Raw genomic sequence first — 15092 nt, 5'->3', positions numbered from 1 at the left:
CCAGAAATGTCAGCCTTTAATTTATGTCAAGAAGCAGAATCTTATTTAAAAGCAGAAAAATTAGATGCAGCTTATTTGACTTGTGAAAAAGCTCTAGAAATATTACCTTTCTATCCTTTAGCTTGCCAAAGTATGGGCAATATATTTCAAGCTATGGGAAAGTTAGATGAAGCAATAAATTGGTATGTACAAGCAATTATCCAGCAACCAAATTGGCCGGAAGTTTATACAAATATTGGCAGTTTATATGCTAAACAAGAAAAGTGGCAACCAGCGATAAATTTTTATGAAAAAGCTCTAGAATTACAACCAAATTTGGATATTGTTTATCGGAATTTATCGCGAGTTTGTCAACAGGTAGGATATTTTTCTTTAGCCAAACAATATTGGTATTACGGACAAAAAATAGAGTTAGAAAAAAAAGCATTAGAAAAGCTAATTCAAGGAAATATTCAATTTAGTAACGGAAAAATTGAAGAGGCGATCGCTGATTATCGTGAGGTGATAGAATTAAATCCTAATTTATCAGAAGCTTATTTAAAGTTAGCAGAAATTTTAGTAGATAAGGGAGAATTAGAGTCAGCTATTGATTGTTATCAAAATTTAACTAGATTATTACCTGAAAATTGGTCGATTTTTTATAAAATAGGAAAACTTTTTCGAGAAATAGGTAAGTTAAATGATGCAGTAAAAGCATTTGAACGTGCTATAGAAATTAATCCAAAATTTCCTTGGTCTCAGAAACATTTAGCAGATGTTTTATATGAACAAGGTAAGTTAAAGCCAGCACTTACTTGTTATAAAAAACTGATTAAAAGTAATCCTAATATTTGGAATATTTACTGTAAAATTGGAGAAATATTGGTCAACCAAGGGAAAATAAATCAAGCAGTTGTTGTGTACCGCAAAGGTCTTAAACTAAATCCTAATTTTGCAAAATTTTACTACAAATTAGGGGAAGCACTAAGTGAACAAAAAAAATGGAAGTCAGCAATTAAGGCTTATAATCAAGCCATAGAATTAGAAGCAGATAATTTTTTATTTCATCGTAACTTGGCAAATTGTTTAAGGAATATAGGAAGATTAAATGAGGCTATTATTAGTTATCGAAAAGCTATAGAAATTAATCCTAATTCTTTTTGGTTGTATACATTATTAGGAGAAGTATATATTCAACAAAAAAATTGGTCTGATGCTGTAGAATGTTTAAGACAAGCAATACAAATTAAACCAGACTATGATAAAGCTTATGAAAAAATAGCCTATGTTTTTGAGCAGCTAGGTGACAGTGAAGCGGCAGAAAAAAGCAGGAATGAACATGAATTACCTTAGCAAGGAAGAAGGCTTTAACAGAAAGGAATAAACGATAGATATAACTATCCAAAATTAATAGGAGTAGCTATTTGCGAGCATTTCCGATGAACATCTACCTTGGGTGCATCTGAATATTTCCCAAAACACTTTTTTTCTCCATAACTATTCTTTCCATACCTGTTTCCTAAAAATATGAGATGTACCCTCTACCTTTTTGGAGTATTCTTTTTTCCAAATGATATAATTTAGGGTTCCTATAAAATTTTTTATTGGAACAAAATACACTATTTAAAATCTTAACTTTGTGTGAGGTACTGATAACTGACTAACTGATAACTGAAATAATATGTCTAATAATGAAAAAATAGAAACAGTCACTATTAATTTTCATCAACTAGCAGAAGCTAGTTTAACTGAAGGAAAATTAGATGCAGCTTATGCAGCTTGTTTAAAAGCATTAAATAGGGAACCAGAATTTGCTCCAGCTTGCAAAACTCTAGGGAATATTTTCCAAGCAAAAGGTGATTTAGAAGCAGCCATAAGTTACTACAATAAAGCGATAAAAATACTACCAAATTTTGCTGAGGCTTATGCTAATCTTGGTAGTGTTTATGCTAAACAGGTACAGTGGGAAAAAGCAATTTTTTATTATCAAAAAGCTATTGATATTAAACCAAATTTAGCAGGAGTTTACCGGAATTTAGCTAAAGTCTGGCAGTACATTGATAAAGAAGAATTAGCTATAGAATGTAGTTATCAAGCATTTATTTTAGAACCGGAATTAACTACAGCAAAAGAACATTTTAGTTTAGGAAATAAATTGTTAGAGTTAGGCAAGATTGAAGCAGCTATTAACTTTTATCGTAATGCTATTGCTCTGCAACCAAATTTCTCAGAATCATATCAAAAATTAGGAGAAGTCCTGACTCAAAAGGGAGAACTAGAGTCAGCATTAGTAGTTTTAAATCAGGCAATCAAACTAACTCCTAAAAGTCCTAGATGTTACTATTTACTAGGAGAAATTTGGCAAGAAAAAAAAGAATATGATTTAGCAATTTCAGCTTATAGTCGTGCTATAGACTTGAAACCAGATAATCATTTATTCCACAAAAAATTAGGAGATGTTTGGCAAAAAAAAGGTGAGCTGGAGAAAGGGATAATTTCTTATAAAAAAGCTATAGAAATTAATCCAAGTTTCTTTTGGTCTTACTATAGTTTAGGCAATATATATATTCAAAAACAAGAATGGGAAGAAGCGATCGCTACTCTTGAAAAAACAATTATTCTCAATCCAAATTTCTCTGGTGCATACTATAATTTAGCTAATGCTTTTTTGCATAATTCCCAAAAAAATGAAGCTATTACTGCCTATTTAGAAGCCGTTAGACTTAGACCAGAATGTTCTTGGTTTTCCTGTCATTCAGTATTATGGCAACACCTGCTAAAAAGTCGGCTTGAGGAAGTATTAAATTTATATCAAGATGTGACTAAAAAAGAACCAAACAATTTTTTTTGTCATCTTAATTTAGGGGAAATTTTTACAGAAAAAGGAGATATTAAAGAAGCAATTACCAGTTACAAAAAAGCTTGTCGTAATAATATACGAAAATCCAACCCTGTTTTTGTTGAAAAGTATTGGAATTTTAATAATTTACCCCATCCTAATTTTATTATTATTGGTTCTCAAAAAAGTGGTACAACTTCTTTAGCAAGTTATATTAGTCAACATCCCCAAGTTTTACCAGCTATTAAGAAAGAAACTCATTTTTGGTCACGGGAATTTTATCGGGGAATAGATTGGTATCTGGCTCATTTTCCTCCTATTCCTAAGTCACAAAATTTTATTACTGGGGAAGCTAGTCCTAGTTATTTAGTCACTGATGAAGTTCCTAAAAGAATTTATAATTTACTGCCTAATATTAAACTATTAGTAATTTTAAGAAATCCAGTAGATAGAGCTTTTTCTCAATATAATCATTGGCAAAGATTGAGTTGGGAAGACCGCTGTTTTGAAGTAGCAATTAATCAGGAATTAGAAATACTTAAAACTACTCCTAAGCAACCTCAAGGAAATAGAAAATATTTGCAAATGTCAGGAAATTATATAGGAAGAGGTGTTTATGTAGAATTTATCAAGAAATGGATGGCAGTATTTCCTAGGGAACAATTTTTAATTTTGAGAGGAGAAGACCTTTTTGAAATGCCAGATAATACTATGGAGCAAGTGTTTAATTTTTTGGGTTTGCCAGAACATAAACTCGCCAAATATAAAAAGTTAAATTCTGGTTCTTATGCACCAATTTCTGATTTGCTCCGTCAGAGATTATCTGAATATTTTCAACCTCATAACCAGAGATTAGAGGAATATTTAGGAATGAAGTTTAATTGGTGATTTTTCAAGAAGGAAGAAGAAATAATGCATTATTAAGTTAAACGAAATTATTATTTTATTCTTTTATTTTTCCTTATATTTAATCAATTTATAATTGCAGTTATGAAAAATATGTCAGATATAGAGAATCAAAAAACAGCAGCATTTAATTTCAAGCAAAAAGCTGAAATATATTTATCTCAAGGAAAGTTAAATGAAGCTTATGATAATTGTTATAAAGCTTTATAAATTTTACCTAACTCTGGGGAAATTTACAAAATATTAGGTAATATATGTCAAAAGATGGGAAAGTTAGAATCAGCTAAAAAATCTTACAAACAGGCAATTGAATATAATGTAAATTTAGCAGAGGTTCATGCAAATATAGGTAGTATAAGTGCTAGGGAAAAGGAATGAAAACAAGCAATAAAATATTATGAAAAAACTATTATTATTCAACCTAATTTTGTAGGTTTTTATCGAAACTTAGCTAAAATATGGCAGTTTTTAGGACAAGATGAATTAGTAACAGAATGCAACTATAAAGCACTTATTTGAGAACCAAAATTTGCTACAATAACAGAATGGTTAAATCTAGGAGATAAGTTATTAGAATTAGGTAAACAAGAAGAAGTGATCGCCTGTTTTATTAAATCCTTAGAAATTAAACCTGACTATATAGATGTCTACCATAAAATAGCTAAAGTTATAGAAGAACAAAATTATATTGATGCGGCACTTAAGTGTAGATTTTCTAAGAAATTACCAAAAAATTTTGGTCACTTAACAGAAGATTGGAAAGTTATTACATCATCAGCAGCAACAATAATTAGAATTAATATATACCCATCTACCCAAGTAAATTTATTGCCATCTCAGACTATAAATAATAATATTTATCGTGCTTTTCGAGGTTGTCAGATTAACTATGAAGAAGCATTTATAGCAATATTGCCAAATGGACGAGTTTGGGGAGATAATTTTAGTAGTCCTGTAATTACTTCAGATAATCAATCGGTTAAATGGGGTCAAAAAAATTATTTTCATTCCAGAATATGTAATGAATTATTATTGGTTGTTGAGTAATATATTTGGTTTGGAACAATACCACTTGATAGGTGATGAATTTGATCATAACTGCTCTACTAAATCATCTAACAAAGATATTTTTGTTGATTTACAAAAATTACTTAAATTAATGAAATTAGCCAAAATCATCTGATTTACTTGTCTCAAGTCTAGCAAGGAAAAAGAAGAATAAAAGTAATGATATAATTATCAGTAAAGTGAGCAGGAGTAATAGTAAAATCAATGGAAAATCCAGAAACAACAGCATTAAAATTAAATCAAGAAGCAGAATTTTACCTAACTCAAGGAGATTTTGATAAAGCTTATGCTACTTGTTTACAAGCTTTAGAATTAGTTCCAGATTTTGCCCCAGTTAGTAATACTATCGGGAAAATTATGGAAAAAATAGATGCTTTAGATTCAGCTATTACTTGGTACAACAAAGCTATCGAAAAACAACCAAACTTTGCTGAATTTTATGCTAATTTAGGGAGTGTTTATGTCAAACAAAAATTGTGGGATAAAGGAGTTGCTTCATATCAAACAGCTATAAAATTACAACCAAATTTTGCTAATGCTTATCATGCTTTAGCAGAAATATATCATCAAATAAATAAACCAGAATTAGCAGTTTATTCTCAGTATCAAGCTTTTACTTTAAAACCAGAATTAGCAACAGATTTAGAATATCTGAACTTAGCCAAAAATCTATTAAAATATAATCAAAAAAAAGAAGCGATCGCCTGTTATGAAAAATCACTTAAATTAAATCCAAATCTCTCTGAAGCACATCATAATTTAGGAGAAATTTATAGTGGAGAAGAAAAATGGCAAATAGCTATATTAAATTACCAAAAAGCCATTGAACTTAACCCAAAATTTTTCTGGTCTCACCATAGTTTAGGTCAAGCTTTTGCCAAGATTCAGCAGTGGGAAAAAGCTATTTTCTCTTATCAAGAAGCACTGCAATTAAATCCTCAAACTGCTATTACTTGTCATTGTCTAGGAGATGCTTTAGTCAAACAAAAAAAATTAGATGCAGCTATTAATGCTTATCAAAGAGCTATAGAATTACAACCAGAAATCTGGGTAGTTCATCATAAATTAGCTAATCTTTTCCAAGAAAAAGGAGAATTAGATGCAGCCATTATTGCTTACCATGAAACTATTAAACTTAATCCTGATTTTCTCTGGTCTTATTACAGTTTAGGAGAAACATTTATCAAACTGCAAAGATGGAATGAAGCAGTAGTAGCTTATCTTTATGCTTTTAAAATTAATCAAAATTTACCAAGTATCTATGAAAAACTTGGATATGTTTTGGAAAAACAATCTCAATCAAATCTCCAAGAAACTATTAACTATTATTCTGAGATTATTCAAAATCTTCAACAACAGAAACTTACCCCTATTCAAGAATTATCAATTCAACTAGAACGTCCAGAATTTTATTTAAAACTGGGAAATTTACTAGAACAAAAAAATCTATTTAATCCAGCAACAATCATTTATAATATAGGTTTGCAGGTACAGCCAAATAATCCAGAAATTAATAGCAAACTTGCTCAACTAGAAAACCAAAAAAATCAATTAGACCAGGAACTCGCTGATTGCCAAAATACTATTAATAAAAACCCTAAAAAACCTATACCTTACTATCAATTAGGTAATACATTACTCAAATTTAAAAGATTAAATCAAGCTGCCGAAACTTATCTAAAAGCAATTCAAATTAAACCTGAATATCCTTGGTTTTTCTTCTATTCTAATTTATTAGAATTTCTGATTAAACAAAGAAAACTAAAACAAGTATTAGCATTTTTTCAAAAAGTTACTGAAGAAAATCCAGAAAGTATTTGGTGTTATGTTAACCTTGGAGAAATTCTCACAAAAACAGGAAACTTAGATGGAGCAATCAAAAATTATCAAACTGCTGCTTACAATAAAACCCGCAAATCTCATCCTAATTTTGTTGCTCAAAAATGGGATTTAAAAAATACTAATGGTCCTAACTTTATTATTATTGGCGCTCAAAAAAGCGGTACAACTTCCCTGGAAAATTATATTGCTCAACATCCCCAAGTAATACCAGCAATAAAAAAAGAAACTCATTTTTGGTATCGAGACTTTGAGAAAGGAATTAATTGGTATCTCGCACACTTTCCTCCTATTCCTAAATCAGAAAAATTTATTACTGGAGAAGCAACTCCTAACTATCTAGAAAATTATCAAAGTGCCGAGCGAATATATAATGTATTTCCAGAAGTAAAATTATTAGTAATTTTGAGAAATCCTGTAGATAGAGCATTCTCTCAATATAATCATTGGATTAGATTAAATTGGGATAATCGTTCCTTTGAAACAGCAATAAATTCAGAGTTAGAAATACTCAGAAAAAATCCTGAAAAACCTCAAGGAGACAAAAATTATTGGCAACAACCAGAAAACTATATAGGACGTGGTGTTTATATAGAATTTATCAAAGAATGGTTAGCAGTATTTCCTAGAAAACAAATACTAATTTTAAAGGGAGAAGACCTTTATGAAAAACCTGTCAAGACTATGAAAAAAGTATGGAAATTTTTAGAATTACCAGAATATCAACTGCCTGAATATAGAAAATTAAATCCAGGATATTATTCTCCAATAAGTGATGAGATGCGCCAGAAATTAAGTGAATATTTTCAACCTCATAATCAAAGATTAGAGGAATATTTAGGAATGCAGTTTGATTGGAAATAATGTAAGTATTTCCTGGGTCATACTGCGCAAACAGCTATTAGCTTTCAAGAAAAATTTACATTTTCCCCCGACACAATTAATTGTATGTGACAACTTAAACTCTTGTTTTTGTACTTCAATTCTCTAGTTAAAAATGTGAGAGAAATTAAAAACCTGATAGCTGAATGCTTACGAAATAATACTTAACTTGCTTCAGATTGATAAACAAGTTACAATCAAAATTAAGTAAAATTGGGTGTTGGTGAATTAAGGGATGAAATCTAAGCTTAGATGATCGGAAACTAGGTTTGTTGAAGACAAATATTAGTCTGGTAAGGCATCTAATACAAACCCGGTTTTTATGTCTTAGAAAAATCATAGCTAAAATTATCAACTGCCAAAATTCAATTATTTAATGATTATTAAAGGAGTAGATTATGCCAAGAGGTAAACTTTTAAAAGGTAAAGACCTAAAAATGCTGACAAAAATTCAGAAAAAACAGATTAAGTGGACTCCTAAAAAGTTAACTCTTGTGGGAATGGGTATATTAGCTTTCTATGCAGCAGTATTAGTCTATATAATTTCTTTTGAAGTTCCTTTAGGTTCAATAATTTTGATGATAGCAGTTCCAGCTGTATTTTTTGGAGGTTATTCTCTGCTATATTCTCTAACTAGAAACCTGTAAAACTTTTGAAAAAAAATATGTCTTGCTAATTGCTAATAGTTAATTATTCAAAAATAATCAACAATAATCTTTTAGCAATTAGTTGATTTTAAGAAACTCCACTATTACTAATTACCCAACTCATTAACTTTTGCCATTCAGAAGTTTTTGCCAATTTATCAGCATCTAAATCATTCCCCATGTTTCCAGAAAATTCTGTGAAATTTTCAATCCAATTAATAACTGTTCCCATTGGTAAATAGGGAGAATATTTCCAAGACTTTTGTAAATATTCCACCATTTCAGAATAAAAACCCGTATAATATAAATACCATGAACTCCAAACCAAAGTATTATAACGCACTTGTTTTTCCAATAACTTAGTCTTCAAAGGTAGAGACTCCGAAGCAAAAAACTTATCCAAAACCCAATTAATAGATTTCGCCTGAGACACCCCATCCCGCATGGTATTTTGGTCATGCTGACGATAACAAATAGTAGACTGTCGTAACCAATCAGCTTCACAACCCTGTGCAGATAAACGCAATACCAAGTCTACATCCTCTGCATGACCTAATCCTACCTGAAAACTTCCCACTTTATTTAACCAATCTCGCCGAAACATTAAAGTACCCATTGTACCAATAGGTTTCCATCGCAACCATCCTTCCAAATCTAACTTGGGAACATAATCCCAGGGTGTTTCGTCTGTTATTGTTTCACCTTGCTGATTTACTCTGCGCCACCCACTGTGAACTATTCCTAAATTTGGTTGACCATCAAATACCCCCACTTGACCAGTTAATTTATCCGGTAGAAAAAAATCGTCCGCGTCCAAAAAAGCAATTAATTCTCCCCGCGCCAAATTAATGCCATGATTTCGAGCTGCTGAAACCCCTTGATTTTCTTGATATACATAACGAATCCTTTCAATATAGGGTTCCAAGACAGAGCGGGTATTATCTGTGGAACCATCATCAATGATAATGATTTCATAAGATTGATATGTCTGGGCAAAAATACTTTCTATTGCTTGAGTAATATAGCGATCGCAATTATATACAGGTGTGATTACACTTACCCGTGGAGTTGTAGCGGTAGTTGATAAACCCGGTTTCTGCATAATTCATAAATTCTTCATGTTTTTACTTCTCCCGTAGGAAGGTTGTATGCAACGTCCCTACTTAAGAAAGTGTAGCAAATATTATTCCTGAATACTACTCCCTACTCCCTACTCCCTAAAATAACAATTATTAAACTGCAAATTATTACTATTGGCACTACTGGCAAAAATCCAAAAGCGAAACTTTTAGGAATAAAACCTACCTGAAAACCAATAACTGCCATTTCACCAAAAATAATCGAAATTATACAACTCAGAGGTGAAATATTTTTGCCATATAAAGCAGCAATAACTGTGGGAAATAATACTGCTAAACCAGTAAAAGCTTGAGTAATGATCGCTGCTATTTTTGCTGGCGGATTTGCTGCTAAAATCAAACCAATTATTCCTAAAATAACTATTAAAATTTTGCCGATAAAAGTTTGTTCTTTTAGAGAAGCTTGGAGACGAATATAAATAATATAAATATCCCTAGTAATCATAGAACTTAAAGCTAAAAGTTGAGAATCAAGAGTTGACATAAAAGCTGCCAAAGCTCCCACCATTACTAAAGAAGCAATACCAATTGAGGTATATTTAGCTAACATCATCAGAAAAATTATATCTGCTTCTTTGCCAACTAAATCGGGAAAATTAATATGCCCCCACATTCGAATTAAAACCGGACAAATAAACATTGTGCAAGTAATTAATGGATATAAACTAGCAGAAAGTTTGAGATAATTAGCACTTTTCGGATGGAAGGAAGAAGGAAGAAGGAAGAAGGAAGAAGGAAGAAGGTTAGGAAAAAAAATTACAAAGCTGTTAGTAAACTTGGTAACACAACCTTCCAGGTTGTTAAAGCCAACGAAGGCTGTGTTACATCAAAGGTTTAATTGAATTAATTATATCCACTAAAATTCCTATTTTCTTTCTGTAATCTTTAATATAGTAATTCTCTACATCAATAAACACTAAATTCTTTTCCAACTTTAAAAATTTCCAAACATGACCAGTCGTCACCAAACCATAAATCAACCGAGCATCTTTACCGAAAAATTGAGTCTAAAGCTTCCCCTTTCCAAGAGATGAAAAAAATATTCGATTCAGTATTTCACTTTAGCTGAAGTTAGAGGTTCTGATAACTGATAACTGAAATAACCATCTTGTTGATTATATATTTCCGCCCCAACCATTTCTGCAATACATTGTCCTAAACCACTAACTATCCTTTCATTTTTAGCTTCTACAACAACAACTACAGGGGTATCTAAATATAATTGTTCAGAAGATTTACTAATAATAAAATCACCAAATCCATTCAATGCCTTATCCCTATCAACCGAGAAATCTATACCAGAAAAAAACTGATTTGAAGTTGTCTTTTAATCTCCAGCAAAATATTAATAATTATTAGCTCAGAACTAGGTTTTTCCGTAGCGATCGCTAAAGCCAGGGGTACATTTTGCTTTAACATCTCAGCTCAAAGATTACTACTTTCTACAGGTTCAACTTGAGAAAATAAATCTTCTGTTTCTATAATCTTCAAATCAAACTCAGCTTTTACTTTTTTTAAATCAAAATCACTATATGACATTTTACATATTCCTGATTTTCTGATTAATTACAAATAATTTTATCTCTGAAATTATACTCTTAATTACTCATAAAATTTCCTTTTCAAAAAAAGATAACTAATAATTAAAGAAGTACACCCATGGGAGCAAGATGCTTACTACTGAGAACATTTAATTATGATAGGACTTACGCAGTGACGCTATATATAGTGCTTAAAACTATGGCACAACAGTTTTTGAACCCTATAGATAGTACCTTTGCGTAAGTCCTGTATTAATATTGGCTTTGTTCCATGAAAGTAGCTATATCAGGAAACATAGCAATTATTGATCTTATATTCATCTGTTGTACAATAGTTATTTAGCTGTTTATGATTACATTTCAAAACTTTTACATCTCAAAATTTCAGTCTTTTTATCTCCAGAATTGATGTTTTATTCATTTATTTTCCAATAGTTATGGCTCTGCAAGGATCAAGGTTTTTTATCACCGATCATCCGGACATGATATAAGAATATATTGCCTAAGTCCTGTTTATATCAAACTTCCTGGTTCAGTAGAAACTACTGATAACTGAAAAAGTAAACCCACGGGAGCAAGATGCTCCCTTTCTGAGAAAATTCTTAGCGTTTCTTTAACCAACTAAACATAGCACGTAAGTCTTTACCAACCTCTTCAATAGGATGTTCTGCTTCTTGGCGACGGATAGAAGTAAATACAGGTTTACCTGTTTGGTTTTCCATCACAAACTCCCGTGCAAACTGACCAGATTGAATTTCACTTAAAATTTTCTTCATTTCAGCGCGAGTTTCATCGGTGACAATGCGAGGTCCGCGAGTGTAGTCGCCAAACTCAGCAGTATTAGAGATACTGTCGCGCATTTTTGCCAAACCACCTTCTACTACTAGATCGACAATAAGTTTTACTTCGTGGAGACATTCAAAGTATGCTAGTTCTGGTTGATATCCAGCTTCTACTAAAGTTTGAAAACCAGATTTAATTAACGCACTGAGACCACCACAGAGAACAACTTGTTCACCAAAGAGGTCGGTTTCGGTTTCTTCCCGGAAGGTAGTTTCGAGGATACCTGCGCGAGTACCACCAATACCTTGAGCATAAGCCATCGCGCGATCGCGTGCTTGACCAGAAGCATCTTGATAAATGGCAAATAAACAGGGAACTCCTTCTCCTTGTTCATAGGTTCGTCTGACTAAATGTCCGGGACCTTTTGGTGCTATCATTACTACGTCTATGTTTGATGGAGGCAAAATTTGACCAAAGTGAATATTGAAACCGTGGGCAAAAGCAATAATTTTTCCTTCTGTGAGATGGGGTTCAATTTCATTTTTATAGACGGTTTTCTGCACTTCGTCTGGTAAAAGAATCATTATAAAGTCTGCTTTTTTGGCAGCTTCATCTACTGGGTAAACATCTAAACCTTCTGCTTTTGCTTTGGCAGCAGATTTACTACCTGGATAGAGGCCGACGATTACTTTTGCTCCACTATCTTTTAGGTTCAAGGCGTGAGCATGACCTTGAGAACCATAACCAATGATAGCGATGGTTTTGTCGTTTAAGATGTCCAGGTTAGCATCGGTGTCATAATACATTTTGGCCATTATTTTTTCTCCTCTTAGAAACTATATATTATTTGTGACAAACTTCCATTATATCAAATAAAAAGAACTCACATAATATCTACTTAAATACTTCAACTTACTCCCATTACGCTCTAAGATTACCGAAAGATTGTAGGTTGAGTTGTTCCCGTTAGGGTTGCCTAGCATGGTACGAAACCCAAGGTCTGTGTTGGGTTTCTTACCTCAACCCAACCTACCTTACAGGAAATCTTCCACCGGGAAGGGAGCAGGACAAAACAAAGGTCATAAGTCATAAGTTATAAGTCATAAGTCAAGAAAATATTATATACACAGGACTAAAGCCATGAACGCTATTAGTAGGGTGTGTTAGTGCAGCGTAACGCACCGAGAGTCTATATAATATAGTGTCTGTGGGTAAGTCCTGTATATTATAGTACCTTTGCGTAAGTCCTGATGCAGAAACTAAACAACACAAATTACTTCCTTGGTAAGATTTAAACAGTTATTGGATGAACTAAATAAAGTATGCAGATAAAAATTGGGGAATAATAGGATTAATCTTGTGGAGCTTGACTAATTTGTATTTTTGCACTACCTTCAAAAGTTAATTGTTAATCTATATAACCCATTTTAATATATACGCAAAAGTGCGTGTTTTTGGCAAAGGAAACACGAAAATGGGTTTTAAATTTATACTATTCCCTATTTTCTAAACCTTGAGGAGAAAAGGAGGTATAAAGCCTGCCCTTTTAAGAGGATGAAAAAATTTTAATTCACTATTTCAAGCCTCCGAGTTTAGTCGGAGGTTCACTGACAACTAATAACTAATAACTGAAATGATCTATGGAAACAAAACTCTTTAAACCTGCATCTAAAACTTTACCAAGCCCTCATAACAATCAGATAACTATTCTGACAAGTAGAAAGTTTTTGGGCGATCTATCCTCATCACTAAATAAAATTATTATTTCAGCAGAAGATTACCATTATCATTCAGCTTTCTTAAATGCTGTAAATAGTAGTATAGCAATTTATCAATTTATCTATGATGAATCTAATCTCATTGGAGTTATTTTACCTTTAGGAGAAACACTTAATGATGATTCAGTAGAAATACAATGGCCGCCGACTTTTTGTTTAGGCTTTTTAGTATTTTCTGCTCAGGGAAAAGAGCAACTAGAACCCTTAGTAAATTGGTGGCAAACAAAGGGAAGAGAAGAAAATACACCAAATATTTTCAAACTTGACTATCAAGATAAAACACCTCTTGAAACTCAATTTTGGCAGCTTATTGCCTCTACTTTAATGACAGAAAGTAAAGAAATTGCTCAAAGATTAACTACCCTGCACCGACAGTATTTATCTCTACGAACCCTTCACGAAAATGTTCAAAATGCCTTCGCTGCAGTAGAAGATTTTCTCTCCCAGGCCAAATTACCCAATTTGCAACTGAAATTTGAGAATCAACCTACAAAAAATTATGTAATTCCTACACCAGGTTCCGATTTTGTCCTGAAGCAACTGCTGCCCATAGGTTCACGGGGACTTGCCGCAGTAGACTTCCATGTGAACAAAAATAATATTAATAGTAGGGGTATGATGGTTGTGGCAGTGGACATTCCTGAAGATAAAACTTGTTTAGCAAAATGGCAAGTTCCTTATCAACATTTAAAAGCAGGTTGGTTTTCTCTAGATTTACCCAGTATTGACATTGGTTTTCAGCGAGAGATAGAGTTAAGTATTGAATTTCAAACTAAAGTTGGGCCAGCACCTTGTTTATCTTTAGGGATGATTCAACCAGTACCAGAATATCAAGCTTATACAAAGCAAGAGTCTTTTCCACAGAGTTTGGCATTTCGGCTTTGGACAGGTTTACCAGGGAGTCGTCGAGTCATAAGTCCTTACTCTGCATCCATAGTGGGCGATGAAAATGAGCTTTCAGAGTCAATTAAATCGGGTTACTTAGGACAGAGAGCGCTTTTGAGCCTTCAGGAAGTTACTCCTAACCTGGAAACAGATGCTTGTTCATACGTTCATATCATTGAAGAGGGAGCTAAAATACAAATTCACCCCCGCCCCATCGGGTTAACTGTAGCAATGTTACCTTATTGCTTTCCACCATCCGCGTCTCATCTGACTGCAACTGTTGCTACAGAACACGCTAATGCAAGTATAGTTGAATATGCCATGGCTGTTATTCAAGAAGGTATGGAACCTCAAGCTTGCTTTGAAAATGAAAATAATCAATCAACCCTGGGTTTCTCGGGGTGGGTAGCAGTAGAGGCAAATACTCCTTCTCAACTACAGTTATCGGTGGAAGTATCTAGAAAAGAACATTATCATATTGCGATCGCAACTCGCCTTCCTCCGAATACTACTATGAAGTTTGCCTGGGCACGTTGGCTCAATTTCCATATAACATAAAGTCTAGTATCTGGTTATATGAAATCCGCTGGCTACGGTTCCGATAAATTGGAGAATAAAGTATAGAAACAATCTAGTAGTAGACCGTTTCATCTTAAATGGTGTATGTGGTAGGGGCGGGTTTTCACAGAAATTTTCATGCTCACTCTCAGATTTATATAAACCCGCCCCCTTAGGCGGTTGCTTATATGATATGGGGCGGGTTTAGCTGACAATCTGTAAAAACTTGTTAACTCACTTATAAAACC

General features: G+C 32.8%; 12 protein-coding genes. 7 read left to right on the top strand and 5 right to left on the bottom strand.

Features of this window, described 5'->3' with window-relative positions; translation table 11 throughout:
- From VKJ25_RS14190 to VKJ25_RS14170, 6 genes are all read left to right on the top strand, one after another.
- Nucleotides 1-1332 (top strand): tetratricopeptide repeat protein (locus VKJ25_RS14190; protein WP_324237282.1); only part of this gene is annotated, 1332 nt, incomplete at its 5' end.
- A 328-nt stretch (nt 1333-1660) separates the two neighbouring features.
- The gene (locus tag VKJ25_RS14185) at nt 1661-3706 is read left to right on the top strand and encodes a tetratricopeptide repeat-containing sulfotransferase family protein (RefSeq protein ID WP_324237281.1); all 2046 of its coding nucleotides are present in this window, start codon (nt 1661-1663) and stop codon (nt 3704-3706) included.
- A gap of 228 nt (nt 3707-3934) precedes the next feature.
- Entirely contained in the window at nt 3935-4102 is a 168-nt protein-coding gene (locus VKJ25_RS24645; protein ID WP_375340333.1) for a tetratricopeptide repeat protein, read from the top strand.
- Between the two features lie 159 nt (nt 4103-4261).
- Nucleotides 4262-4771 carry a tetratricopeptide repeat protein gene (locus VKJ25_RS14180; RefSeq protein WP_324237283.1) on the top strand — a complete coding sequence of 170 codons (510 nt, stop codon included), beginning with the start codon at nt 4262-4264 and terminating at the stop codon, nt 4769-4771.
- Nucleotides 4772-4996: 225 nt separating this feature from the next.
- Entirely contained in the window at nt 4997-7495 is a 2499-nt protein-coding gene (locus VKJ25_RS14175; protein WP_324237280.1) for a tetratricopeptide repeat protein, read from the top strand.
- A gap of 416 nt (nt 7496-7911) precedes the next feature.
- Nucleotides 7912-8160 (top strand): hypothetical protein, encoded by a 249-nt coding sequence (locus VKJ25_RS14170; protein ID WP_324237279.1) that lies wholly within the window; start codon nt 7912-7914, stop codon nt 8158-8160.
- Between the two features lie 88 nt (nt 8161-8248).
- Here VKJ25_RS14170 and VKJ25_RS14165 read toward each other — a convergent pair whose 3' ends face one another.
- From VKJ25_RS14165 to ilvC, 5 genes are all read right to left on the bottom strand, one after another.
- Nucleotides 8249-9262, bottom strand: coding sequence for a glycosyltransferase family 2 protein (locus VKJ25_RS14165; RefSeq protein ID WP_324237278.1), 1014 nt, complete (start codon nt 9260-9262; stop codon nt 8249-8251).
- A gap of 101 nt (nt 9263-9363) precedes the next feature.
- A complete protein-coding gene (locus VKJ25_RS14160; protein ID WP_324237277.1) occupies nt 9364-9912 on the bottom strand; it encodes a sodium:solute symporter family transporter in 549 nt (182 codons plus the stop codon).
- A 435-nt stretch (nt 9913-10347) separates the two neighbouring features.
- The gene (locus VKJ25_RS14155) at nt 10348-10566 is read right to left on the bottom strand and encodes a hypothetical protein (protein ID WP_324237276.1); all 219 of its coding nucleotides are present in this window, start codon (nt 10564-10566) and stop codon (nt 10348-10350) included.
- A gap of 26 nt (nt 10567-10592) precedes the next feature.
- A complete protein-coding gene (locus VKJ25_RS14150) occupies nt 10593-10718 on the bottom strand; it encodes a hypothetical protein (RefSeq protein ID WP_324237275.1) in 126 nt (41 codons plus the stop codon).
- Between the two features lie 724 nt (nt 10719-11442).
- Nucleotides 11443-12438, bottom strand: coding sequence for a ketol-acid reductoisomerase (gene ilvC / locus VKJ25_RS14145; protein WP_324237274.1), 996 nt, complete (start codon nt 12436-12438; stop codon nt 11443-11445).
- Nucleotides 12439-13263: 825 nt separating this feature from the next.
- Between ilvC and VKJ25_RS14140 the strand changes: the two genes are divergently transcribed.
- On the top strand, nt 13264-14844 hold the full coding sequence (locus tag VKJ25_RS14140) for a DUF6212 domain-containing protein (RefSeq protein ID WP_324237273.1): 1581 nt from the start codon (nt 13264-13266) through the stop codon (nt 14842-14844).
- Nucleotides 14845-15092 lie beyond the last annotated feature (248 nt).

This window comes from Okeania sp. (genome assembly GCF_035285525.1).
Lineage (GTDB): Bacteria > Cyanobacteriota > Cyanobacteriia > Cyanobacteriales > Microcoleaceae > Trichodesmium.
This window is presented reverse-complemented; position numbering and strand designations above follow the sequence as displayed.

Bases quoted from the DNA above. Each gene is read 5' to 3' on its own strand.
- VKJ25_RS14185 (WP_324237281.1), top strand. From the start codon at position 1,661: ATGTCTAATAATGAAAAAATAGAAACAGTCACTATTAATTTTCATCAA.
- VKJ25_RS14175 (WP_324237280.1), top strand. From the start codon at position 4,997: ATGGAAAATCCAGAAACAACAGCATTAAAATTAAATCAAGAAGCAGAA.
- VKJ25_RS14170 (WP_324237279.1), top strand. From the start codon at position 7,912: ATGCCAAGAGGTAAACTTTTAAAAGGTAAAGACCTAAAAATGCTGACA.
- VKJ25_RS14165 (WP_324237278.1), bottom strand. From the start codon at position 9,262: ATGCAGAAACCGGGTTTATCAACTACCGCTACAACTCCACGGGTAAGT.
- VKJ25_RS14160 (WP_324237277.1), bottom strand. From the start codon at position 9,912: ATGTGGGGGCATATTAATTTTCCCGATTTAGTTGGCAAAGAAGCAGAT.
- VKJ25_RS14150 (WP_324237275.1), bottom strand. From the start codon at position 10,718: ATGTTAAAGCAAAATGTACCCCTGGCTTTAGCGATCGCTACGGAAAAA.
- ilvC (WP_324237274.1), bottom strand. From the start codon at position 12,438: ATGGCCAAAATGTATTATGACACCGATGCTAACCTGGACATCTTAAAC.
- VKJ25_RS14140 (WP_324237273.1), top strand. From the start codon at position 13,264: ATGGAAACAAAACTCTTTAAACCTGCATCTAAAACTTTACCAAGCCCT.